The organism is Chryseobacterium lacus, from assembly GCF_003336205.1.
GTDB classification, from domain to species: domain Bacteria; phylum Bacteroidota; class Bacteroidia; order Flavobacteriales; family Weeksellaceae; genus Chryseobacterium_A; species Chryseobacterium_A lacus.
In genome coordinates this window covers 61,742-84,718 of sequence record NZ_QPIE01000003.1, presented here as the reverse complement: position 1 = coordinate 84,718, position 22,977 = coordinate 61,742, and the positions used below count along the sequence as shown (strand labels likewise).

Here is a 22,977-nt window from a genome sequence, read left to right as displayed (position 1 = left end):
ATTTTTTTTTACGAAACATACCTATCATTACTATATGTTCAACTTAGAAACGCTAAGGTCTAAATCCATTTCGGAACTGACCAAAATTACCAAAGATTTGGGCGTGAAAGTAACCAAAAACAGCGATCCTGACACCATCATTTTCGCTATTCTTGATTTTCAGGCTTCCAATACCAAAATAGCCAAAGAATATTACCTCGCTTCCGAGCATCCTGCAAAGGAAGAAGAATCACAAAAAGCACCGGAGCAAGTGAAAAAAACAACTCCCAGAAAGCGAAGTACACCAAAACCCAAACCCGAGGAAGTAAAACCTAAACCAGAAACTGCCGAAGAAAAATCAGAAGTCACGGATATACTTACCATTCCGGCTCCAGTTGCGGTACAGGTACAGCCAACTGAGCAAACTCCAGCGCCCACTTCTGATAAAAAGAAAAGAAAAAGGGTAGACAACAAAACCGAACCTGAAAAATCGCAACCCGCTGAAAAACCAGCTCCCGCATCTTCCGAAAAAACGGAAACTCCTCCAGCGCCACAGCCTAAACCACAGCATCCAAATCAGGCCAACAACGGTGCGAAACAGCATCATCCTCAACATCAGCATAAAAATTCCAATCAACAAAAAAGTACAGAACCGCAGCAGGAATCTGAATCTAAAAAGGAATTTAATTTTGATGGTCTTGTTATTATCGAAGGAGTTTTAGAAATTTTGCCAGACAATTACGGCTTTCTCCGTTCTTCGGATTTCTCCTACATTTCTTCACCCGATGATGTGTATGTTTCTACCTCTCAAATTCGGAATTTCGGCCTGAAAACAGGAGATACTGTAAAAGGAATTGTAAGATTGCCAAAAGAAGGAGAGAAATATTTCTCGCTTCAAAAACCATTAGAAGTAAATGGAAGAGATCTGGCTTTCATCAAGGATCGTGTTGCTTTTGAATATTTAACACCACTTTTTCCTGAAGAGAAATTCAATCTTGCTGGAAAAGAGTCTACGATAGCCACCCGTGTCGTGGATTTATTTGCGCCTATCGGAAAAGGACAGCGCGCCATGATTGTTGCGCAACCCAAAACCGGTAAAACCATGTTGTTGAAAGACATTGCCAATGCTATAGCAGCCAATCATCCTGAAGCTTATATGATGGTTCTTCTTATCGATGAACGTCCGGAGGAAGTTACTGATATGGAAAGGAGCGTGAACGCAGAAGTAATTGCTTCTACATTTGATGAAGCTGCAGATAAACACGTGAAAGTAGCGAATCTGGTTCTTGCAAAAGCACAAAGAATGGTAGAATGCGGACACGATGTTGTGATTCTACTGGATTCTATTACCCGATTGGCAAGAGCTTATAATACCGTAACGCCTGCTTCCGGGAAAGTTCTTTCCGGTGGTGTGGATGCCAATGCGCTTCACCGTCCGAAAAGATTTTTTGGAGCTGCAAGAAATATTGAAGGCGGCGGATCTTTAACCATTATCGCCACTGCTCTTATTGACACAGGTTCTAAAATGGACGAAGTGATTTTTGAAGAATTTAAAGGAACCGGGAATATGGAACTGCAACTCGACCGGAAAATTGCGAATAAAAGAGTATATCCGGCCATTGATTTGGTGTCCTCCAGTACACGACGGGATGATTTGCTTCATGATGAAAATACCCAACAGAAAATGTGGATTTTCAGAAAGTATCTTTCTGATATGAATCCGTTGGAAGCAATGGAATTTGTTCAGAAAAATATAAAAGGTACATTGAACAACGAGGAGTTCTTGATGTCGATGAACCGTTAATAGTAGCTTTCATCAATTATTGATATAATTTTTTTAAAAAATGTTATAAGTTAAAAGAGCGTAAAGATCCCTATCTTTGAAACTAATTAAAATCAACAATATGTCATTTGAATTACCGAAATTAGGATATGCGTACGATGCATTAGAACCAACTATTGATGCTAAAACGATGGAAATCCATCATACAAAGCACCATCAGGCTTATATTGATAATCTGAATAAAGCCATCGCAGGCACCGAACTGGAAGGTAAATCTATTGAAGAAATCTGCAGAACAGGAGCAGATAAACCTGCTGTTAGAAATAATGGAGGGGGACATTTCAATCACACTCTTTTCTGGGAGATTTTGACACCTGGTGGAAGCAAAGAACCAACAGGAAACGTGAAAAATGCAATTGAAAAATTGGGAGGATTTGATAAATTCAAAACTGACTTTTCAGAAGCGGCTAAAACAAGATTCGGTTCCGGTTGGGCTTGGTTATGTAAAAAGGAAGATGGTTCCGTAGAAATTTGTTCAACTCCAAATCAGGACAATCCGCTAATGCCTAATGCAGGTTGCGACGGAACGCCAATCCTTGGTTTAGATGTCTGGGAACACGCTTATTATCTGAATTACCAGAACAGAAGACCCGATTATGTTACTGCTTTTTTTGAAGTAATCAATTGGGATAAAGTGGAAGAACTCTTCAATAAATAGACTTTTCTAAAATAAACGAAGGAAAAAAGACTGTTTTTACGACAGTCTTTTTTTCTTATACACTCCAGAATTCACGATCCAAGCTTCGGTATTGTATGGCTTCTGAAATATGGTCGCTCTCTATATTGTCCAGCCCTTCTAAGTCGGCAATCGTCCTTGCTACTTTTAGAATTCTGTCATAAGCCCGTGCAGAAAGATTCAGTTTTTCCATCGCCTGTTTGATCAGATTTTTAGATGCTTCCTCCAGCTCACAGTGTTTTTCTATTTCTTTCGGTCCCATCTGCGCATTATAACTGATGTCGAGATCCTTATAACGATCAGTTTGTTTGGCTCTGGCTTTCAGAACCCTTTCCCGTATCTCAAGACTGCTTTCTCCTTTTCGTTTGTCCGAAAGTTGGTCAAATTCCACTTTTTGAACTTCAATATGAATATCAATTCTGTCTAGCAACGGCCCGGAAAGTTTGCTCATATACCGTTGCATTTCAAATGCGGTGGAAGTATTATTCGGATCATCAGGAAAATATCCACTCGGACTGGGATTCATACTTGCGACCAACATAAAACTTGCCGGATAATTCACCGTGAACTTAGCTCTAGAAATCGTTACCACGCGATCCTCTAAAGGTTGCCGCATTACTTCTAGAACCGTTCTTTTAAATTCCGGCATTTCGTCCAGAAACAAAACACCGTTGTGTGCTAAAGAAATTTCTCCCGGTTGCGGATAGCTGCCACCACCTACCAAAGCGACATCAGATATCGTATGATGAGGGCTTCGGAATGGTCTCACTGTCATCAGAGAAGTTTCCGAACCTATTTTTCCGGCAACAGAATGAATTTTGGTAGTCTCCAGAGCTTCTTTCATGGTTAATGGCGGCAATACACTCGGAATTCGTTTTGCCAACATGGTTTTTCCGCTTCCCGGAGGCCCGATCAAAATAATATTATGTCCGCCAGCTGCAGCAACTTCCATCGCTCGTTTAGCTGTTTCCTGTCCTTTTACCTCAGAAAAATCAAATGGAAAATCGTTCATTTTTTCCTGAAATTCTTTCCGGGTATCCCATTCTGTGCGTTCCAGCGGAATTCCTTTATCAAAAAAGTCAATAACTTCTTTAATGTTTTCGACACCGTACACCTCCAGTTGGTTCACAATGGAGGCTTCGCGTGTGTTTTGTTTTGGGAGGATAATTCCTTTAAACCCTTCTTCCCGGGCTTTTATTGCAATGGGAAGAATCCCTTTTATTGGCTGTAAACCGCCGTCCAGAGACAGTTCGCCCATGATAATATAATCAGAAACCTGATCTCCCTGTATCTGTCCCGATGCGATCAGAATGCCAATGGCGATGCTCAGGTCATAAGCAGAACCTTCCTTTCTGAGATCGGCAGGAGCCATATTAATGGTGATTTTCTTTCCCGGAATTTTAAAACCCACATTTTTTAATGCTGCGGAAATTCTGTGGCTGCTCTCTTTTATAGCGTTATCGGGCAGGCCAACCAAATAATAGCCTACACCTGGCGTATCTACATTTACCTCGATGGTAATGGTTTGTGCAGAAACTCCATAAATGGCACTTCCATAGATTTTTATAAGCATATCAAATTTGGTTTAAATGGTAAAAATAAGAAGTTTATGTTATACAAAAAACAGGAAAATTCCTGTTTTTTCACTTCATTTTTATCGTTACTTTTGTTTATCTGCTGAGGAACATAACTTGACGACTAGATAATTTATTTTAGAAACAATAGAAAAATTCATTTCAACTAAACAATTTTACAAAAATGATACAAAATATTCCCATCGAAAAAGTGTTGTTTCTGGATATCGAAACCGTACCGAACGCTTCAGCTTGGGAAGATCTTCCCGATTCCGAGAAAAAACTCTGGGACAAAAAAACTTTTCATCAACGTAAAAACGAATTGACAGCGGAAGACTTTTATCAGGAACGAGCGGGTGTGATGGCAGAATTTGGGAAGATTATTTGTATCTCTATCGGAAAAATAGAGAAAAACGGAAAACTTCTTATTAAAAGCTTTTATGGAGACGATGAAAAAGTTTTGCTGGAAGAGTTTGGTGAAATTTTTAACAGACCTAAATTAAGAGATTCCATCTTGTGTGCACATAACGGAAAAGAATTTGATTTTCCGTGGATTGCCCGTCGTTTTCTAATTAACGGAATGCAGCCTCCGATCCCGTTTCAGATGTACGGAAAGAAACCCTGGGAAATTCCACATATTGATACAATGGAGCTCTGGAAATTCGGGGATTATAAATCGTATATTTCGTTGGAACTTCTTGCTCATGTATTTCAAATCCCTACGCCTAAGGACGATATCGATGGTTCACAGGTTTCATCAATCTATTATATTGATAAAGATTTATTTAGAATCGTTCAATATTGTGAGAAAGATGTCTTAACTTTGGCCAATATTTTCCGCAGAATGAGACAGGAAGAATTGCTTATTAAAAAAGAGGAATAATTCAGGATGCGGCAAAAATTTTGAATTATGAAGTTAAATGACGAACAAATAGCCAATTTAGGCGATAATATTATTAAAGCACTCAAAACCGTTTATGACCCTGAAATACCGGTCGATATTTATGAATTAGGACTTATTTACGATATACAGATTTCTGATGAAGCCGAGGTAAAAGTAGTGATGACTTTAACAACGCCTAATTGCCCCGTTGCTGAAAGTATGCCCGCCGAAGTGAAAGAAAAAGTAGCCGGCGTAGAAGGTGTGAAATCTGTGGATCTGGAACTTACTTTTGAACCGGCATGGCATAAAGATATGATGAGTGAAGAAGCGAAATTCGAACTTGGAATTTTATTCTGATTTGAAATACAGTTGATCAATAGAAATTATATTCATCATCTTCATCTACAGGAATATTCCGAAGGAAATTATCGAATTCTTCACCGGGATAATTGCTTTCCGCGCCATAAGAATCGATAATAATTCCTTTGTTTCCCTTCTGATCTACAACTACATAAAGTACTGCATTATCTTCCGGGCTGCTGTCACCTTCAAAACGGAAAGTTTTTAATATTTTTAAATCTTCTGGCTGGTAAGCATGCTCATTACCTTCCAAAATCATCTGCAGATTTTCATGCATCCGAAATTCATTCGTAATTCCTTTATCTGCAAGCTTACTCATTATTTGGCTCATGGTGAGCATCGGTTTTGGTTTTTCCATTGTATTTTTAATTTGTGATGATCAAATATAAAAATATTGTTTAACGAAAACCTTATAGAATTATAATGATTTCTTATTTTTAAAGACCAAATATTAGTATCAGTGTTTAAACCTGAAATTTTGAAAGAAATCTGTGTTGTTAGAATGCCGTTCGGTAAGTATAAAGATACCGTTTTAGCCGATTTGCCTGTTTCTTATCTTGAATGGTTCATGCGTAACGGCGGTTTCCCGAAAGGTAAACTCGGGATGCAACTTTCTACGATTTACGAAATTAAAATTAACGGTTTAATGGATTTGCTAACACCGCTACGTGGAAATACGAAGAATAATGACTCGCCCAAAAAGAAGATTTTCAGATTTTAAGAAACAGTGAACGAAGAAGTCGTTCTAACCTTTAAGTACAGCAATTTCATCACGTAATTTCGCAGCTTTTATAAAATCAAGATTTTTCGCAGCTGCTTCCATGGCTTTCTGTTTTTCAGCAATGAGCTTATCCAAATCCGCTTCGCCATAAGTTTCGCGCTGTTCAGCAACCTGTTTTAAGATCTCTTTCTGCGTATATTTTTCATCAGGGAAATCTTTAGCTCTTCCCACCAAAGCTTCAGATATTTTTTTGTTAATCTGAGTTGGAACAATATTATTTTCCAGATTGTATTGCATCTGTTTATCTCGTCGATAATTGGTTTCATCGATGGCAGCTTGCATGCTTTTTGTGATTTTATCCGCATACAATATTGCTCTTCCGTTGATATTTCTTGCAGCCCGCCCAATAGTCTGAATCATCGAACGTCTTGACCTCAGCATTCCTTCCTTGTCTGCATCTAATATTGCAACAAGAGAAACTTCAGGTAAATCCAGGCCTTCCCTCAAAAGATTCACTCCAATCAGAACGTCAAAAAGCCCGGTGCGTAAATCCTGCATGATCTGGATCCGCTCCAAAGTTTCCACATCAGAATGAATGTATCTGCTTCTGATTCCAAATCTTGTAAAGTATTTTGTGAGTTCTTCCGCCATTTTCTTAGTAAGCGTTGTCACCAAAACGCGTTCATCAATTTCTGCCCGTTTTTGAATTTCTTCCATCAAATCATCAATTTGATTAATCGTCGGCCGAATATCGATCACAGGATCCAGAAGTCCCGTCGGACGGATGATCTGTTCCACATATTCACCGCCGGTTTTTTCCAGTTCGTAATCTGCCGGTGTTGCGGATACATAAATCACCTGGTTTTGCATTCCCTCAAATTCTTCAAACTTCAAAGGACGGTTGTCCATCGCAGCCGGAAGCCGGAAACCATATTCTACCAAGGCTTCTTTACGGCTGCGGTCGCCGCCGTACATCGCGTGAACTTGCGGGATTGTCGCGTGAGATTCATCAATTACCATGAGAAAATCTCGTGGAAAGTAGTCTAACAGACAAAAAGGCCTTGAGCCGGGCAACCTTCCGTCAAGATAGCGGGAATAATTTTCAATTCCGGAACAATATCCGAGTTCTTTAATCATTTCTAAATCCAACTCTGTACGCTCCTGTAAACGCTTGGCTTCCAGAGGTTTTTCAATGCTGTTGAAAAAGTCTACTTGTTTTACCAAATCATCCTGAATATCCCGAATGGCACCGTTTAACGTTTCTTTTGAAGTCACAAAAAGATTGGCAGGATAGATTTGAATTTGGTCGAAATTACTTTCCACATTTCCTGAAACCGGATCAAAAGTTTGAATTTTCTCGATCACATCCCCAAAAAAATGAACCCGAACAGCATTGTCCGCATACGCTGGGAAAATATCAATAACATCGCCTTTCACCCTGAAAGTTCCTCGCTGAAACTCATTCAATGTTCTGGCATATAAAGCATTAACCAACGAATGCAATAGCGCAGTTCTGGTCACTTTATCACCAACCGCAATTGAAATAAGGGATTTATGAAATTCGTTTGGGTTTCCGATACCGTAAATACAGGAAACGGAGGCAACTATCAGAACATCCCGCCTTCCGGAAAGCAAACTTGCCGTTGCCGAAAGTCTTAGTTTCTCAACTTCTTCATTGATGGAAAGGTCTTTTTCGATGTAGGTTCCGCTCGAAGCAATGTACGCTTCCGGCTGATAATAGTCGTAATAGGAAACAAAATATTCAATGGCATTTTCCGGGAAAAATTCCTTGAACTCCATAAAAAGTTGTGCTGCCAATGTTTTATTGTGTGCTAAAACGATGGTTGGTCGCTGAATGTTATTCACAACATTGGCTATGGTAAAAGTTTTTCCGGAGCCTGTTACACCCAGAAGAGTCTGATATTTTTCGCCGGTTTCTATTCCCTTTGTCAATTTTTCAATTGCTTGGGGCTGATCACCAGTTGGTTTAAAGTTGGAATGGAGATTAAATTTCATTGTTCAAAAATACAAAAAGAAAAAAGTAATGTCAGCCCATCATGGTTCTAATTAATTTTGAAACAATAAGCATAAAAGCTATAACCTGTCAATTCAGAAAAGAACTATTTTTACTAAAATTTGAATAAATGAACAGTGCATTTAAATTTCTGGCTGTGGCGACATTATTTCTTGCAGGTTGCCAAAACAATACCAAAAGCCAAAACGGATCTTCGGAAGCGGTTGGAACAGCCCTCCCAAATCCGGAAAGTGATAAGAGAAATACTGATATTCCGGCTGCTTATGAAGGGCAAACCAGGGTAAAAGGCGTGAAAACATCGGTTCCGTATGAAGCTCAGGTAATCGCTTCCGGTCTCGGGAAACCTTGGGGAATTATTAATTTACCGGACGGAAGATTTTTGATCACCGAAAAATCAGGATCTATGATTATTGTTTCAAAAGATGGTAAAACAAAACTTACCGTCGACGGATTTCCAAAAGTGGATGATAAAGGGCAAGGTGGTCTTTTAGATGTCGCTTTAGATCCTGATTTTAAAAACAACAGAATGATATACTGGACTTTTTCAGAACCAGTTAGCAACGGAAATCATACAGCCGTAGCGAAAGGAAAATTATCTGCTGACGAGAAATCAGTTGAAAATCCGGTGGTGATCTTTCGTGCAGTTCCAACTTATGATGGTGATAAACACTACGGAAGCAGAATTATTTTTGATAAAGACGGAAATTTATTCGTAACTACAGGAGAACGGTCAGATATGGCAACGCGTCATTTGGCACAAGATCAAAGTGGTTATTTAGGAAAAATTCTTAAAATAAATAAAGAAGGAAAAGCAGCTGCAGGAAATCCAAATATACCGAGCTGGAAACCGGAAATTTATGCTACAGGAATCAGAAATCCGCAAGGTATTGCATTTCATCCGACAACGGGAGCGTTATGGCAGGCTGAAATGGGGCCCAAAGGAGGGGATGAAGTGAACCTCATAAAACCTGGAATCAATTATGGCTGGCCAACGATTACTTACGGCGAAGAATACAGCGGAAAAACCATTGGCGAAGGAATCGGGCAGAAAGACGGATTGGAACAACCGGTTTATTTCTGGGATCCTTCCGTTTCTCCCAGCGGGATTGATTTTTATACCGGAAATATTGCGGAATGGAAAAATAATTTAATGATTGCCTGCCTTAGCGGAAAAAAAATTATTCGGCTTGTGATAGAGAATGACAAAGTAACCGGCGAAGAATGGTTATTAGAAGACGAAAATGAAAGATTCAGAGATGTTTTGAATGGCCATGATGGAAATCTGTACGGTATTACGGACAGCGGCAAACTGTATAAAGTTTCTCCAAAATAGGGTATCTTTGTCGGATAAAAAATATAAAATATGAAGAAATTATTATTAGCAGTTTCCATTTTAAGTTTAGGATTTGCCTATGCACAAAACAGTGCCTATAGAGGTGAGGGAGACCTCCGATTGAATATTGGTGCGAATTTGCAAAGCGGAGGAACCGGAATTATGGTGTCTTTGGATTATGGTTTGGGCGAAAGTTTTTCTGTTGGAGCACAGGCTGGTTATCTGCTGGGAGCTAAAGAAAATGTCATTGGGGATAAAATTATGGCGGAACATCGGTTTGATGTAAAAGCCAGAGCCAGCGCACACTTGGGTGGTGTTATTGGTCTTCCTGAAAATTTCGATATTTATCCGGGACTGAACCTTGGACTGAAGAATTTCGGTGGCCATGCGGGAGTTCGATATTTCTTTGATAAAGGATTCGGGATTTTTGCAGAAACTCAGTTTCCTATCGCGAGATTCAATACGGATGCGACGGGCTACCGTTTATTGAACAATCAGTTTGCATTTCTCGTAGGCGCATCTTTTGACCTGAACAGAAACCGTGCTACTGCTGAATAAATTATTCATAACCTAAAAAGTAAATCCCGGAAAGCTTTTCAGTTCCGGGATTTTTTGTGCTGTTCTTCTACGCTTCTTTCAGCTTCACTGTAAAATGACGCAAAATTTCCGGTTCCCAGGTGATTTGATATCCTTTGGTGATTTCATTTCTTCTCTCAAAAACATTTTTTAATGCCACCGCAATGTAATCCATGTGATTATTAGTGTAGGTGCGACGCGGAATAGCCAAACGCAAAAGCTCCAGTTTCGGATATCGGTTTTCTCTTGTTTCGGGATCACGGTCTGCCAATAGCGTCCCGATTTCTACACCCCGGATTCCGGCTTCTTTATACAATTCCAACCCCAGTGTTTGTGCAGGAAATTCCTCTCTTGGAACATTGGGCAAGAATTTCAATGCATCAATGAAAACGGCATGTCCACCGATCGGTTTTTGAACCGGAATTCCAAATTCCATTAATTTATTTCCGAGATATTCAACTTGTGAAATTCTGCTTTCTAGGTACTCTAGTTCGGTAGCTTCATCCAGACCAACGGATAGAGCCGACATATCTCTTCCAGCCAGTCCGCCATACGTGATGAAACCTTCATAAATAATAGTAAAATTGGACGCTTTTTGAAAAACTTCTTCGTTATTCAGTGCAATAAATCCACCGATGTTCACCAAGCCGTCTTTTTTAGAACTCATCGTCATTCCTTCTCCGTAGGAAAAAATTTCGCGACAAATTTCTTTGATACTTCTGTGTTGCTGACCTTCCTCTCTTCGTTTGATGAAATAGGCGTTTTCTGCATACCGCGCACTGTCGAAATAAATAGGAATTCCGTAACGGTCAGAAAGTTCTTTTACCTCTTTTATATTCTTGATAGAAACAGGCTGTCCTCCGGAAGTATTGCAGGTAATCGTAATGAGACAAAAAGGAATTTTATCTTTTGGATAGGTTTGATATACTTTCTCCAGTTTTTCCAGATCGATATTTCCTTTAAAAGGATGAAGGTTTTTGATGTCAAAAGCCTCGTCTATGGTACAATCTATTGCGTGCGCTTTCCTGATTTCGATATGGCCTTTTGTCGTGTCAAAATGAGAATTTCCGGGAATCACATCGTCCTCTTTTACCAAGACAGAAAATAGAACATTTTCGGCAGCTCTACCTTGGTGAGTAGGCAAAAGGTAAGGAAATCCTGTAATTTTCTGAACAGTATTGTGAAGTGCTTCAAAAGAGCGGGAACCTGCGTAGCTTTCGTCGCCAGTCATCAGCGCACCCCATTGCTTGTCGCTCATGGCACCTGTGCCGCTGTCGGTGAGCAGATCTATAAATACTTGTGAAGATTTTAAATTAAAAAGATTGAAGTTTGCTTTTTTCAGCCATTCTTCTCTTTCTTCTTTTGTGGATTGACGAATTTCTTCGATCATTTTAATTCTGTAAGGTTCAGCGTAGGGTAAGTTCATTTCGTTAAATATTTTCTGTAAGTAAGGTTGGTAATATTAATAGTAAATTTATTTTATTCCGCAGTTTTGGAAATATTTTTTTCAAGGTGAAATCCCGCTACACCACCGCTTACAGCAAATTTCATGGCTGTTGCAGCACTCATTCCAATAATAGGTTCTATGTTATCTTTTTTGGTGACAATGACCCATCCGGAAATGGCATAAGAGTGCGGAAGGTAAACCGCAACGTGTTCATTTTTATTCACCTCCAACATGTTTTGTTGCGTCAGGAAACCAATTCTCCATATTTCGGGATGTTCGTTGGTCTTTACCCAAACGGGATGGTTGAATTTCTTTTTATCGCCAACGAAGGACGACATCACATCTTTTGTAGGCGTATAAATATGCTTGATGCCTGGTGTTTTTTCCAAAAGAAAATCGATTCTGTCCAGCAAAAGTCTTCCTAAAATGAATTTATTTCCCAAAAATCCCAGAATGGCGGTGAGAGTAATAACAGAAATAAAAACCAATCCCGGATACTGATGTGAAACGGAAGGAAAAAGATTATCAATAGAAGAAATAATATACCAGATGACGAAAACCGTGAGCCCAAACGGGCCGATAATCATCAATCCCTGAAAAAAAGACTTGAGGAAGAATCCCGGAAAATCTCTTTTTCTTTTCACATTGGCCGGCAGCCAGCTTTGTTTATCCGTGTATTGTTTCTCTGGTTCCATATCCTGCGATGATTTTTGCTTCATATTCAAGCCATTCTTCCCATCGTTCGTTCACTTTTTCAGGATCGCCCAACTGCCGAGCGAAACCAATGAATGTAGTATAATGGTTGGCCTCGGAGATCATTAATTCCCGATAAAAAACTTTTAGTTCTTCGTCTTTTATATTTTCTGTGAGCACCCGAAAGCGCTCGCAACTTCGGGCTTCTATCATGGCTGCAAAAAGCATTTTATCGATAATTAAATCTTCACGGCTTCCCTGAATGATAAATTTGGCCAGATCATTTACGTAATCATCCTTCCTCGCTCTGCCAAGCTGATAACCGCGTTTTTTAATAATCTCATGAACCTGCTGAAAATGATCCAGTTCTTCCTGAGCAATGGCCAGAAGTTCGGAAACGATGTCAGGATATTCCGGCAACATAGTAATGAGCGTGATAGAATTGGTGGCTGCTTTCTGCTCACACCAAGCGTGATCCGTCAGAATCTCAGGAAGATTGGATTCTGCGATATTCGCCCAGCGCGGATCAGTCGGGAGTTTTAATTTGAACATATTTTCCTGTGTTTTTGGTAAATTTAAGATTTATCATTGATAAAATTCCATTTTCAAAATTATAACATCTCATTATATGATTCACATGATTTCAGAAATTTTGATTTTGTGGCACTCTAGTTGAAATTCTCATCCTATCAATTATTCAACTATTAAAAAATAAAATTATGACAACTTCATTATTAAAAAGAAAATCCGAAAAACTCGTGTTGCTTACTATTATGCTGCTTTCAAGTATTGCGGCTTTTGCCCAAGACAGCATTTCCATCACTGAAACTACCACCACTAGTACCACAACTGAAGAATGGATGGCAAATCCGTTATATTGGGTGATAGGTGCATTGCTTTTAATCGTTTTGATTGCCTTTATCGTAAGAAGTAACAGCAGAAAAGACTAAGATTTCCACGTTATTTTTTTCGTGCTAACTCATGGAATGTTTAAATATTTATGCGTTTGTACGGAAGCTTGCCAGTGTGGATTTGCCAGAATATAATCTGTAATCTTAGGATACATTTCGTGTCGCTTGCTCCATTCGCTTTGTAGAAAGAGTCGGCATTCAGGAGAAACTCTGGCTGCTTGTTCTTCGGCGAATTTAAAATCGTGTTGATTGAAGATAATCATTTTCAATTCTTGAGCTTGCTGATAAATCTCCGGCTTTGGCAATCCTGTCTTTTTTGGAGAAAGACAAATCCAGTCTAGAATTCCACTCATAGGATAGGCGCCGGAGGTTTCGATATGAATGGTACATCCCAGTTCTTTCAGCCTTCCGGTTAGGATGTCAAGATTCCACATCAGCGGTTCTCCGCCGGTTAATACGATAGTTTTGCAAAAACTTGCTGCTATTTCGGCTACAGATTTCGCATCCATAAGTGGATGTAAATTAGGATCCCAGCTTTCTTTCACATCGCACCAATGGCAGCCTACATCACAACCGCCTAATCTTATAAAATAGGCTGCTTTTCCGGTATGTGCACCTTCGCCCTGTATGGTATAAAAATGCTCCATCACCGGGAGCATTTTTCCTTGTTTTAATAGTATTTCCTGATCGTTTGTCATTTATTTTTGTACAAAATCCATTCATAGAATTCTGTCTTGCAAAATTATTTATTAAATCTCTTGTAGGCAAGTAAAGTGTTTTTCATCAGCATTGCCCTTGTCATCGGTCCAACTCCGCCTGGAACCGGGGTAATCCATCCCGCTTTCGGTTCGCAACTTTCGTAATCTACATCGCCTTCAAGGTGATAACCTTTTGCTCCTGTATCTTCTACGCGGGTTATTCCCACATCAATAATAACTGCACCTTCTTTGATCATGTCTGCTTTCAGATATTTCGGAGCACCTAAAGCCACGATAACTATATCCGCATTCCGGGTATATTCTTCTATATTCCGGGTATGGCTGTGCACGACTGTTACGGTTGCATCTCCGGGATTTCCTTTGCTGCTCATCAGAATGCTCATCGGTCTGCCAACAATTCTGCTTCGGCCTACTACCACGCAGTGTCTTCCGCGGGTAGGTATGTGATGTCTTTCCAGTAATGTCATGATTCCATACGGTGTTGCAGGAAGAAATGCTTCCATTTCCAATGCCATTCTGCCGAAATTCTCCGGATGAAAACCATCCACATCTTTTTTAGGATCTATTGCATTGATGATTTTTTCCTGATCTATTCCTTTCGGAAGTGGAAGTTGGACAATAAATCCGTCCACTTCTTCATTATCGTTGAGTTTTGTAATCTCCGCAAGAAGCTCTTTCTCGCAAACAGTGTCTGGGAAACGGATTAAAGACGAAACAAATCCTACTTCTTTGCAGTCTTTTACCTTGCTGTTGACGTAGGCTTTACTTGCGCCGTTTTCACCCACCAGAATCGCTGCCAAATGAGGCGGCCTTTTCCCTGCTTCTGTAATTTTTTCTACTTCCAGTTGAATTTCTTGTTTGATTTCTTTGGAAACTTTGAGTCCGTCAAGAATCTGAGCCATTTTTTATTTATTTTTGATGATTGCTATATCCTGGAAATGGGCGGCATTTTCTTTTGAAACGAAGCCATTCCAATATCCAGGTTGTATATTTTCGATTTCTAATCCAGCGTTTTCTGTCATTTTCTGTAAGAGCGGAATACTGACTGCGATGTTCGCGGATTCCACTTTTTTATTCATCAGCCGATAGCCTTCTGAAAACTGATGCGGAAAGCTGAATCCTTCATTATTTGCAATCGTTTCTTCAGTGTTTTCATCGTACAAAAAGAAAGTAGCCAGACACTTTCCCTCGGGTTTCATTACCCTTTGAATCTCTTTGAGATAATGTTGAATTTCATGAGTTTTCATGTGGGTGAAAACTGAAAAAAGAAAAACTTTATCAAAATGATGATTGGGATATGGAAATTTAAATTCCGAAACTTTGGTATCAAATGTATTGTACAAATCGTTGTGAAGCGGAACGAATTTGAAACTGAAGTTAGGGTATTTTGTTGTAATATTTTTTTGGCACCAGTCCACTCCCTTTTTTACGACATCGAAACCTTCGTATTGTCCTGTGGTGATTATTTCCGTTAAAGGAACTGCAGTTCGGCCAATTCCGCTGCCAATATCCAGTACCACGTCATCACTTCTCAAATCAATATACTCTTTAAGCTGTTGTGCCTGCTTTTTTCCTTGTTCTATGAAATCTCCGGATCCAATATAAATGTCTCCTTTTCCGGGTTCCATTATTCCTTTTTTTCCGAAAAGGTTTCTATAGCAATCGTGTGGCCAATAATAGATTTTTCTTACCAACAGCCTGATTTCGGGGCTTAATGCATAATATAAAGAGCGAATACTCATAAATGATGGCGTTTAAAATAAGCAATTAAACCATTGGTGGAGCTATCGTGAGAGGTAATATGATGATCATTTTTCAACTCCGGAAGTATCGTTTTGGCCAGAACTTTCCCCAACTCTACTCCAAACTGATCATAACTGAAAATATTCCAGATCACGCCCTGCACAAAGATTTTATGTTCATAAAGTGCAATAAGCTGTCCCAAAGAGAAAGGAGTCAACTCCTTAAACAGCAGACTATTTGTGGGTTTGTTTCCTTGGAAAATATGATGATTAACGAGATTTTCTACAGTTGCAGCATCCATTCCGGATTTTGCCAGTTCTGTTCTTGCTTCGATTTCCGTTTTTCCAAAAGCCAAGGCTTCCGGCTGAGCGAAAAAATTAGCCAGCAATTTTTCCTGATGATCTGAAAGATGATCTGCAGACTGGGTAAAAGCAATAAAATCTGCAGGAATTATTGCAGTTCCCTGATGAATCAGCTGAAAAAATGCATGTTGCCCGTTGGTTCCGCGTTCGCCCCAAAGAATAGGGCCAGTTTTGTAATTAATAAATTCACCGTTGCGATCCACAGACTTGCCGTTGCTTTCCATATCTGCCTGTTGCAAATAGGCCGGAAAACGATGTAGATATTGAGAATAAGGAAGAATTGCATGGGTTTCTGCATGATGAAAATTTCTGTACCAAATTCCCAGCAATCCCATAATTACCGGAATATTTTCGCTGAATTTCGCTGTCCGGAAATGCTGATCCACATTAAAAGCACCTGTCAACAATTCCTCAAAACGGGTAAAACCAACGGCTAAAACAATACTTAATCCGATGGCGCTCCAGAGAGAGTATCTTCCGCCAACCCAGTCCCAAAACCTGAACATATTTTCTTCATCAATACCAAAGTTTTTTACTGCTTTTGTATTCGTTGATATCGCCACAAAATGTTTTGCAATATCCTCATATTCACCACCATTTTTTAAAAACCAATCTTTAGCAGATGCTGCGTTGGTCATAGTTTCCTGAGTTGTGAAGGTTTTGGAGGCAATAATAAAAAGTGTGGTTTCAGCATTCAGTGCTTTCACTGTTTCCGCCAGATGGCTTCCGTCAATATTGGAAACAAAATGTACATTCAGCCGGGTTTTGAAATGTTTCAAGGAAGATACCACCATCGCCGGACCCAGATCTGAACCGCCGATTCCGATATTGACGACATCTGTAATTTGTTTACCCGAAAATCCGCGATGCTCGCCGGAAATTATTTTTTCAGAAAAATCCCGCATCTGATTCAAAACCATTCTGATTTCTTCCTTGATATTTTTGCCATCAATCAAAATCGGATCATCAGAAAAATGACGAAGTGCAGTATGAAGAACAGCTCGGCTTTCTGTTTCATTAATTTTAGTTCCGGAAAACATGCTGTCAATTGCTTCCTTCAATTGGCATTCTTCCGCAAGCTGAAACAGAAGCGTAATCGTTTCCTCGTTAATCAAATTTTTAGAATAATCGAAAAGGAAATTTTCTTTCTCAACCGAAAAATTGCTGAAACGCTCCGGCTGCAGGAATAAAGTCCGCAAATCAAAATCGGTCCGGGCAAAATGAGCCTGAAGCTTTTTCCAGGCCTGTGTGGTGGTAGGATTTATTTTAGCGAGCATACATTTTTGAATTGTAACCGAACTTCAAACTGAGACAAAGTTACGGAAAAAATAAGGCTTTGGAAAGAACACAATGAGTTAGCAGAAATAAAAAATCCGCTTTCAGAAGTGTGAAAGCGGATAAATATAGTGTTTTGCTTGAGGATTGCTTTCCCGGATTAAAGTGAGAAAAGCAATGCCATCAGGTTAATGATGACCGTGATCATTAAACGGGCCGCGACCTTTCGGATTGCTGTAAATCACTTCGGCACCTTGTTCCGGTAATGTTTTTCTTCTTATATCTTCAGGATCGAAAGGTTTTGTTTTTCCAAAATATTCTCTTAATCCTGAAGTCAGCCACATTGGGATGATGACTCCGAAAAACATCAGGATACACCAGAATCCTATCAGGAACATGATTACAAAAAACACGAACCAAAAGAATTGGTAACCTGGCCAGAAAGATGATAATATCAATAACATTGAATTCAGATTTTGAGCAAAATTAAATTATTTTGTTGTATTAAAAAAGTTTTTCATCCTGATTTTTGTTATTTGAAAGCACTTTAGATCATTTTAACGGGAAATACTCTCGAAGAAATCATTCCCTTTGTCATCTGTAATAATAAAAGCAGGAAAATCCACTACTTCAATTTTACGGATGGCTTCCATACCCAATTCCGGAAAATCAACTACTTCTACCGATTTGATATTTTCTTTTGCCAGAATCGCAGCCGGGCCGCCAACAGATCCTAAATAAAAACCACCGTATTTCGCACAGGCATTCGTAACATCCTTGCTTCGGTTTCCTTTTGCCAGCATAATCATGCTGCCGCCATGAGCCTGAAATTCGTCCACATACACATCCATTCTCCCGGCGGTTGTAGGCCCAAAACTTCCGGAGGCCATCCCTTCTGGCGTTTTAGCCGGCCCGGCGTAATAAATCGGATGATTCTTAAAATATTCGGGCATCGGATTACCGGAATCCAGAATTTCTTTGATTTTTGCATGCGCAATATCACGAGCCACAATAAGGGTTCCGCTAAGTTTCAGTCTTGTTTTTATCGGATATTTTGAAAGTTCAGCAAGAATCTCTGCCATAGGACGATTAAGATCTATGGCTACAGGAGCTTCCAAATGTGGTGGCGTTTCCGGCAAAAATCTTTTAGGATTCTCTTCCAGCTGTTCCAGAAAAATTCCTTCTTTATTGATCATTGCCTTGATATTCCGGTCTGCCGAACAGGAAACTCCCATCCCAACCGGACAACTCGCAGCGTGTCTTGGCAACCGGATAACGCGAACATCATGAGTGAGATATTTCCCTCCGAACTGAGCACCAATTGTACTTTTTCGACAAATATCTTGCACTTTTTCTTCCCATTCCAAATCGCGGAATGCCTGTCCGCCCATATTTCCTTCTGTAGGAAGATGGTCATAATATCCGGCGCTCGCTTTTTTCACAGCAGCCAAATTGGCTTCCGCCGAAGTTCCTCCAATCACCAAGGCGAGGTGATATGGCGGACAAGCTGCGGTGCCCAAATCCATTATAGATTTCCGGATGAACTCTTCCATGGATTTTTCATTCAGCAACGACTTGGTTTTTTGATACAGGAAAGTTTTATTGGCCGAACCACCACCTTTTGCAAGAAACAGGAATTTGTAGGAATCTCCTGCCGTTGCGTAGATGTCGATCTGTGCGGGGAGATTGGAACCTGAGTTTTTTTCCTCAAACATGGTAAGAGGTACGATTTGTGAATATCTGAGATTTCGGTTTTGGTACGTATTAAAAATTCCTTTGGAAATCCATTCTGCATCCTCAGCACCGGTGTACACATTTTCGCCTTTTTTGGCTACACAAATCGCGGTTCCGGTATCCTGGCATGACGGCAGTGCTCCTTCCACAGCTACAGCGGCATTTTGCAGAAGATTGTACGCAACAAATCTGTCGTTATCAGTAGCTTCAGGATCATCAATAATATTTTTTAATTTTTGAAGATGTGAAGGGCGAAGCATAAAAGAAACATCGCTAAGTGCATTTTCGGCTAAAAATTCGAGGCCTTTCGGGTCGATCACGAGAATTTCCCTGTCGCCAAGTTTTTCTATTTTTACAAAATCCGAAGTCAGTTTTTTGTATTGCGTGTCATCTTTTAAAATAGGATAAGGTTCCTGATACTGAAATTCCATCATTAATTTTTTATAACAGCAAATTTACAGAAATTTACCGATTGGCAGGCACTGCAACGGTGTGATCAAAATCATTTTTTGTGCTGCAAATGCAGAGACATTTTCTCTACAAATGAAAATGCAGCGGGACAGATAACGGTGTTTTGAATGGTAAGATGATTAATCTGGTAAATTTTCTTTCTGTTCGTATGTGGAAATTCGCGACAGGCTTTTGGCCTTATTTCATAAATAGAACAGGTGTTGTCTTCATTCAAAAACCAACATGGAAGCGAATTCAGTACTTTATCCTGATCTTCATCCGTTCTCAGAAAACGATTTTCAAAGTCTACAGCTTTCATTTTCAGGCCTTTTGATATTCTTTCAATATCTTTTTCCGTAAAAAGTGGTCCTGTGGTTTTGCAGCAATTGGCACATTTGAGACAATTGATATTTTTAAAAACTTCATCATGAATATTTTGAACAGTAACATCCAGATTTTTGGGCGGTTTTTTCTTCAGCTGTGCCAGAAATTTCTGATGTTCTTTTTGTTTCTGAAGCGCTTGTATTTTATGAAGTTCCAAATCCATCGGGCAAATTTACTTTTTTTAAAATTTCATCCAAAAGGCAATGCTTATAATATTTCATAACTTTGTGGTTATGAAAGATCTTGAAACAAGAGCAGACATTGAACTTCTGGTGAATACTTTTTATGGCAAAATTCAGAAAGACGAAACCATTGGTTATTTTTTTAATGATGTAGCTCAGGTAGACTGGAATATTCACCTTCCGAAAATGTATCAGTTTTGGGAAACTTTGTTATTCGGAAAGGTCTCTTACAAAGGAAATCCCATGTCCGCCCATTTTCCTGTTAATGCGAAAGTTGCCATAGAAAAACATCATTTTCAACATTGGCTTCAGCTCTGGACAGAAACGGTAGAGGAACTTTTCGCAGGTGAAATTGCAGAAATGGCCGTTTATAAAGCCAGAAATATATCACAACTCATGGCTCACAAAATGGCGGTAGCGAAAAAGTTGGAATAAAAAAAGCTGTTTCGAAACTGTTTATTTTTGAGAGTTTTAAAATTAAATAATTATTTAAGAAACTAATTGATATTATTCCATAAATAATAGTCCTGAAAGTCTGTAAACATGTGAAATAGAAGTCCTACGGAAATAATCCTGAGATTTCCTTTAAGAAAAATAGTTCCCAGAAAATACAGCGCAATCATCGGATAAGAATGTAACGGATGAAACCCGATACTGTTCCTGTCCGGATCGAAAAGCGGTGTTGCCAGAAGATGATCCAGATCTACCAACATGGTTGCAAGCATCAGAAAGTAAGCTTTCTTCCAATTTTTTCTGAAGAAAACCAGCGCTATAAAAACCGGAAAAACCAAATGTAAAAAATAATGAACAAAGGTTCGCCAATCAGACAACTCCATATATTCTTCCTTTTAAATAATCCTGCCGAAGCGCCTCATTCAGCTTTTCAATAGCGTAACGAAGTGTGGTTCGCGGCATTTCCCGATAATGCTTATTCAGAAAACCGAGGAGAATTTCTTCATTTTTATTTCCCATTTCACGCAGTAACCAGCCGTTGGCTTTGTGCATCAGATCATGAGTATGTTTCAGGTTTTGAAGCACCAATTCCTGTGTCAGTTGAAAAGATCCTTTCTTTACATGCCACAGTGTCGCGACGATGGCCATGCGCTTCTGCCAAAGATTTTCTGAAACTGATAAATTTCGCAAAATGCTGTCGTCATCATGTTCAAAACTGTGTCTTCCCAGAATTTTATAACAGGAATTATCCACCAAATCCCAGTTGTTGATATACTCCAAATGCTGAAGATAGAAATCCACAATTTCATGTTTTTCCTCTTCAGATTTTGATTTCTCATACTTAGAAACAAGCATCAGCAGAGCGCAATGACGGTGCTCATGGATTTTTAAAGATAACAATACGCTCAGTTCTTTCAAAGAAATTTTCTGAAAATAAGCTTTGGCTATTTTCCGTTGATCCGGAACCGTGACGCCGATGAATTCGTCGACTTCAGCATATTCGCCCGGCCCGGATTTAAAAAAGCGGGGAAAGAATTCCTTTTTCTCAGGTTGGGAAAGAAACTGAAGCGCAGTTTTGATTTCTTCGGTCATTATTTCTCCGTTTCTTCCTCATCAAAATATTCAAAAAGAAAATCATTGTACGGAAATCTGGAAATATGAATACGATGAACTTCTTCATAAATCAGTTTTTTCATTTCCGGAAAATTTTCTTTGTTGAGCGCAGAAATAAACACGGTAGGATGTTTGGATTTTGCCATCCAAGTTTTCATCCATGCTTCCAGTGAAATGTTTTTTCGCGTGGAAGGAGTCAGATCGTCCTCAGATTTCTGTTCGTAAGCAAAAGCGTCTATTTTATTAAAAACCATGATCATCGGTTTCTGATGCGCATTTATTTCCATCAAAGTTTGATTTACAGAATCAATATGATCTTCAAAACTTTCATGAGAAATATCCACCACATGAATCAGCAAATCCGCTTCACGAACTTCATCCAGCGTAGATTTAAAACTTTCCACCAACTGAGTGGGTAATTTCCTGATAAATCCTACGGTATCGGTTAAAAGAAACGGCAAATTCCCGATCACTACTTTTCTCACCGTAGTATCCAACGTGGCAAACAATTTATTTTCAGCAAAAACTTCGGATTTTGAAAGCGCATTCATGAGCGTAGATTTCCCGACATTCGTGTATCCTACCAAAGCTACGCGCACCATTTTTCCACGGTTTTGCCTTTGGGTCGTCATTTGTTTGTCGATGGATTTCAATTTTGCTTTCAAAAGAGAAATTCTGTCGCGGATGATCCTTCTGTCGGTTTCAATTTCCGTTTCACCGGGACCGCGCATTCCGATTCCTCCTCGCTGCCTTTCCAAGTGAGTCCACATTCTGGTCAATCGTGGAAGTAAATATTCGTATTGTGCCAATTCCACCTGAGTTCGTGCGTAGGAAGTTTGTGCTCTTTGTGCAAAAATGTCGAGGATTAAATTGGTTCTGTCGATAATTTTCACTTCCAGTTCCCGTTCCAGATTTTTCAGTTGTGACGGGGAAAGTTCGTCATCGAAAATAACGGTTCCGATTTCGTTTTCTTTTACATATTCTTTGATTTCTTCAGCTTTACCGCTTCCTACAAAGGTTTTGGCGTCCGGCTGAGTCATTTTTTGTGTAAATCTTTTTTCTACGGATGCTCCTGCTGTATAAGCAAGAAACTCCAGTTCATCAAGATATTCATTTAGTTTTTCTTCATTTTGATCTCTGGTAATTAAGCCGACCAAAACGGCGCGTTCATAACTATGATCTTTTTTTTCAAGCATAAATTCTTCCTTTCAATGTTACAAATTTAGTTTTTTCCCCGGTTATAAATCATTTTGAAAACAAGCAGAACAGTGGTCGCTATACAAGCTATAGAATTGGTAACAATCATGGAAATATGTTCCTGAATAATGCCGTACCAAAGCCAAAGTCCCGCACTCACAATACCGATAATACAGGTGAGCAATGATATTTCCTCAGCTGATTTCTCTTTGAAAATTTTGATAATCTGAGGAATAAATAAGGCCGAAGACAAACCTCCTGCAAAAAATCCGATAATTTCGGGATCTACATCCATCTGTTCTTTTTATCCGTAAATAACGGGCTTTGAAGGCCT

26 protein-coding genes are annotated in these 22,977 nt (G+C 39.4%); 9 read left to right on the top strand and 17 right to left on the bottom strand.

The genetic code is table 11. The annotated features are described in order from the left end of the window. The first annotated feature begins 34 nt into the window (after window positions 1-34). Both rho and DQ356_RS04235 read left to right on the top strand, forming a co-directional pair. Window positions 35-1,783 (top strand): transcription termination factor Rho, encoded by a 1,749-nt coding sequence (gene rho, locus DQ356_RS04240; RefSeq protein WP_114303237.1) that lies wholly within the window; start codon window positions 35-37, stop codon window positions 1,781-1,783. Between the two features lie 100 nt (window positions 1,784-1,883). After that, complete coding sequence (locus DQ356_RS04235) at window positions 1,884-2,480, top strand: superoxide dismutase (protein ID WP_114303236.1); 597 nt, start codon at window positions 1,884-1,886, stop codon at window positions 2,478-2,480. 55 nt (window positions 2,481-2,535) lie between these two features. Here the strand turns inward: DQ356_RS04235 and DQ356_RS04230 are convergent, their stop codons facing one another. Then, complete coding sequence (locus DQ356_RS04230; protein WP_114303235.1) at window positions 2,536-4,071, bottom strand: YifB family Mg chelatase-like AAA ATPase; 1,536 nt, start codon at window positions 4,069-4,071, stop codon at window positions 2,536-2,538. A 185-nt stretch (window positions 4,072-4,256) separates the two neighbouring features. Here DQ356_RS04230 and DQ356_RS04225 point away from each other — a divergent pair, with 185 nt between their 5' ends. Further along, window positions 4,257-4,955 carry a 3'-5' exonuclease gene (locus DQ356_RS04225; protein WP_114303234.1) on the top strand — a complete coding sequence of 233 codons (699 nt, stop codon included), beginning with the start codon at window positions 4,257-4,259 and terminating at the stop codon, window positions 4,953-4,955. A gap of 27 nt (window positions 4,956-4,982) precedes the next feature. Continuing rightward, window positions 4,983-5,312 (top strand): SUF system Fe-S cluster assembly protein, encoded by a 330-nt coding sequence (locus DQ356_RS04220; protein ID WP_114303233.1) that lies wholly within the window; start codon window positions 4,983-4,985, stop codon window positions 5,310-5,312. Window positions 5,313-5,328: 16 nt separating this feature from the next. Here the strand turns inward: DQ356_RS04220 and DQ356_RS04215 are convergent, their stop codons facing one another. Continuing rightward, a complete protein-coding gene (locus tag DQ356_RS04215; protein WP_114303232.1) occupies window positions 5,329-5,673 on the bottom strand; it encodes a hypothetical protein in 345 nt (114 codons plus the stop codon). 102 nt (window positions 5,674-5,775) lie between these two features. Here DQ356_RS04215 and DQ356_RS04210 point away from each other — a divergent pair, with 102 nt between their 5' ends. After that, window positions 5,776-6,036 (top strand): DUF3820 family protein, encoded by a 261-nt coding sequence (locus DQ356_RS04210; protein WP_228420635.1) that lies wholly within the window; start codon window positions 5,776-5,778, stop codon window positions 6,034-6,036. A gap of 24 nt (window positions 6,037-6,060) precedes the next feature. Here DQ356_RS04210 and uvrB read toward each other — a convergent pair whose 3' ends face one another. Beyond that, entirely contained in the window at window positions 6,061-8,052 is a 1,992-nt protein-coding gene (uvrB, locus tag DQ356_RS04205; RefSeq protein ID WP_114303231.1) for an excinuclease ABC subunit UvrB, read from the bottom strand. Window positions 8,053-8,180: 128 nt separating this feature from the next. Between uvrB and DQ356_RS04200 the strand changes: the two genes are divergently transcribed. Together DQ356_RS04200 and DQ356_RS04195 are read left to right on the top strand one after the other, a co-directional pair. After that, a complete protein-coding gene (locus tag DQ356_RS04200; RefSeq protein WP_114303230.1) occupies window positions 8,181-9,404 on the top strand; it encodes a PQQ-dependent sugar dehydrogenase in 1,224 nt (407 codons plus the stop codon). Window positions 9,405-9,434: 30 nt separating this feature from the next. Next, a complete protein-coding gene (locus DQ356_RS04195) occupies window positions 9,435-9,962 on the top strand; it encodes a DUF6646 family protein (RefSeq protein ID WP_114303229.1) in 528 nt (175 codons plus the stop codon). A gap of 67 nt (window positions 9,963-10,029) precedes the next feature. Here DQ356_RS04195 and DQ356_RS04190 read toward each other — a convergent pair whose 3' ends face one another. From DQ356_RS04190 to miaE, 3 genes are all read right to left on the bottom strand, one after another. Continuing rightward, on the bottom strand, window positions 10,030-11,406 hold the full coding sequence (locus DQ356_RS04190; RefSeq protein ID WP_114303228.1) for a tryptophanase: 1,377 nt from the start codon (window positions 11,404-11,406) through the stop codon (window positions 10,030-10,032). Between the two features lie 53 nt (window positions 11,407-11,459). After that, a complete protein-coding gene (locus tag DQ356_RS04185; protein ID WP_228420647.1) occupies window positions 11,460-12,014 on the bottom strand; it encodes a DUF502 domain-containing protein in 555 nt (184 codons plus the stop codon). Window positions 12,015-12,093: 79 nt separating this feature from the next. Continuing rightward, window positions 12,094-12,672 (bottom strand): tRNA-(ms[2]io[6]A)-hydroxylase, encoded by a 579-nt coding sequence (gene miaE / locus DQ356_RS04180; RefSeq protein ID WP_114303226.1) that lies wholly within the window; start codon window positions 12,670-12,672, stop codon window positions 12,094-12,096. 167 nt (window positions 12,673-12,839) lie between these two features. Between miaE and DQ356_RS04175 the strand changes: the two genes are divergently transcribed. Beyond that, window positions 12,840-13,070, top strand: coding sequence for a hypothetical protein (locus DQ356_RS04175; RefSeq protein WP_114303225.1), 231 nt, complete (start codon window positions 12,840-12,842; stop codon window positions 13,068-13,070). Window positions 13,071-13,099: 29 nt separating this feature from the next. Here DQ356_RS04175 and DQ356_RS04170 read toward each other — a convergent pair whose 3' ends face one another. From DQ356_RS04170 to DQ356_RS04140, 7 genes are all read right to left on the bottom strand, one after another. Then, on the bottom strand, window positions 13,100-13,729 hold the full coding sequence (locus DQ356_RS04170; protein WP_114303224.1) for a 7-carboxy-7-deazaguanine synthase QueE: 630 nt from the start codon (window positions 13,727-13,729) through the stop codon (window positions 13,100-13,102). A 44-nt stretch (window positions 13,730-13,773) separates the two neighbouring features. Next, entirely contained in the window at window positions 13,774-14,652 is an 879-nt protein-coding gene (locus DQ356_RS04165; protein ID WP_114303223.1) for a bifunctional 5,10-methylenetetrahydrofolate dehydrogenase/5,10-methenyltetrahydrofolate cyclohydrolase, read from the bottom strand. Between the two features lie 3 nt (window positions 14,653-14,655). Further along, on the bottom strand, window positions 14,656-15,492 hold the full coding sequence (locus DQ356_RS04160; RefSeq protein WP_114303222.1) for a class I SAM-dependent methyltransferase: 837 nt from the start codon (window positions 15,490-15,492) through the stop codon (window positions 14,656-14,658). After that, on the bottom strand, window positions 15,489-17,132 hold the full coding sequence (gene pgi, locus DQ356_RS04155; RefSeq protein ID WP_114303221.1) for a glucose-6-phosphate isomerase: 1,644 nt from the start codon (window positions 17,130-17,132) through the stop codon (window positions 15,489-15,491). Before pgi ends, DQ356_RS04160 begins: the two co-directional genes overlap by 4 nt. 186 nt (window positions 17,133-17,318) lie before the next feature. After that, on the bottom strand, window positions 17,319-17,594 hold the full coding sequence (locus DQ356_RS04150) for a hypothetical protein (RefSeq protein ID WP_114303220.1): 276 nt from the start codon (window positions 17,592-17,594) through the stop codon (window positions 17,319-17,321). Window positions 17,595-17,687: 93 nt separating this feature from the next. Further along, window positions 17,688-19,295, bottom strand: coding sequence for a fumarate hydratase (locus DQ356_RS04145; protein WP_114303458.1), 1,608 nt, complete (start codon window positions 19,293-19,295; stop codon window positions 17,688-17,690). A 71-nt stretch (window positions 19,296-19,366) separates the two neighbouring features. Beyond that, window positions 19,367-19,861 carry a YkgJ family cysteine cluster protein gene (locus DQ356_RS04140; protein WP_114303219.1) on the bottom strand — a complete coding sequence of 165 codons (495 nt, stop codon included), beginning with the start codon at window positions 19,859-19,861 and terminating at the stop codon, window positions 19,367-19,369. Window positions 19,862-19,931: 70 nt separating this feature from the next. Between DQ356_RS04140 and DQ356_RS04135 the strand changes: the two genes are divergently transcribed. Then, window positions 19,932-20,315 carry a group III truncated hemoglobin gene (locus tag DQ356_RS04135; protein ID WP_114303218.1) on the top strand — a complete coding sequence of 128 codons (384 nt, stop codon included), beginning with the start codon at window positions 19,932-19,934 and terminating at the stop codon, window positions 20,313-20,315. A gap of 62 nt (window positions 20,316-20,377) precedes the next feature. Here the strand turns inward: DQ356_RS04135 and DQ356_RS04130 are convergent, their stop codons facing one another. Genes DQ356_RS04130 through DQ356_RS04115 form a run of 4 tightly spaced genes read right to left on the bottom strand, consistent with a single transcriptional unit; the run spans window position 20,378 to window position 22,938 of the window. Beyond that, window positions 20,378-20,716 (bottom strand): DUF6122 family protein, encoded by a 339-nt coding sequence (locus tag DQ356_RS04130; RefSeq protein ID WP_114303217.1) that lies wholly within the window; start codon window positions 20,714-20,716, stop codon window positions 20,378-20,380. Then, on the bottom strand, window positions 20,703-21,425 hold the full coding sequence (locus tag DQ356_RS04125) for a DNA alkylation repair protein (protein ID WP_114303216.1): 723 nt from the start codon (window positions 21,423-21,425) through the stop codon (window positions 20,703-20,705). The genes DQ356_RS04130 and DQ356_RS04125 overlap by 14 nt, the downstream gene beginning before the upstream one ends. After that, window positions 21,425-22,642 carry a GTPase HflX gene (gene hflX / locus DQ356_RS04120; RefSeq protein WP_114303215.1) on the bottom strand — a complete coding sequence of 406 codons (1,218 nt, stop codon included), beginning with the start codon at window positions 22,640-22,642 and terminating at the stop codon, window positions 21,425-21,427. The genes DQ356_RS04125 and hflX overlap by 1 nt, the downstream gene beginning before the upstream one ends. 26 nt (window positions 22,643-22,668) lie before the next feature. After that, complete coding sequence (locus DQ356_RS04115) at window positions 22,669-22,938, bottom strand: SemiSWEET family sugar transporter (protein ID WP_114303214.1); 270 nt, start codon at window positions 22,936-22,938, stop codon at window positions 22,669-22,671. Between the last annotated feature and the right edge of the window lie 39 nt (window positions 22,939-22,977).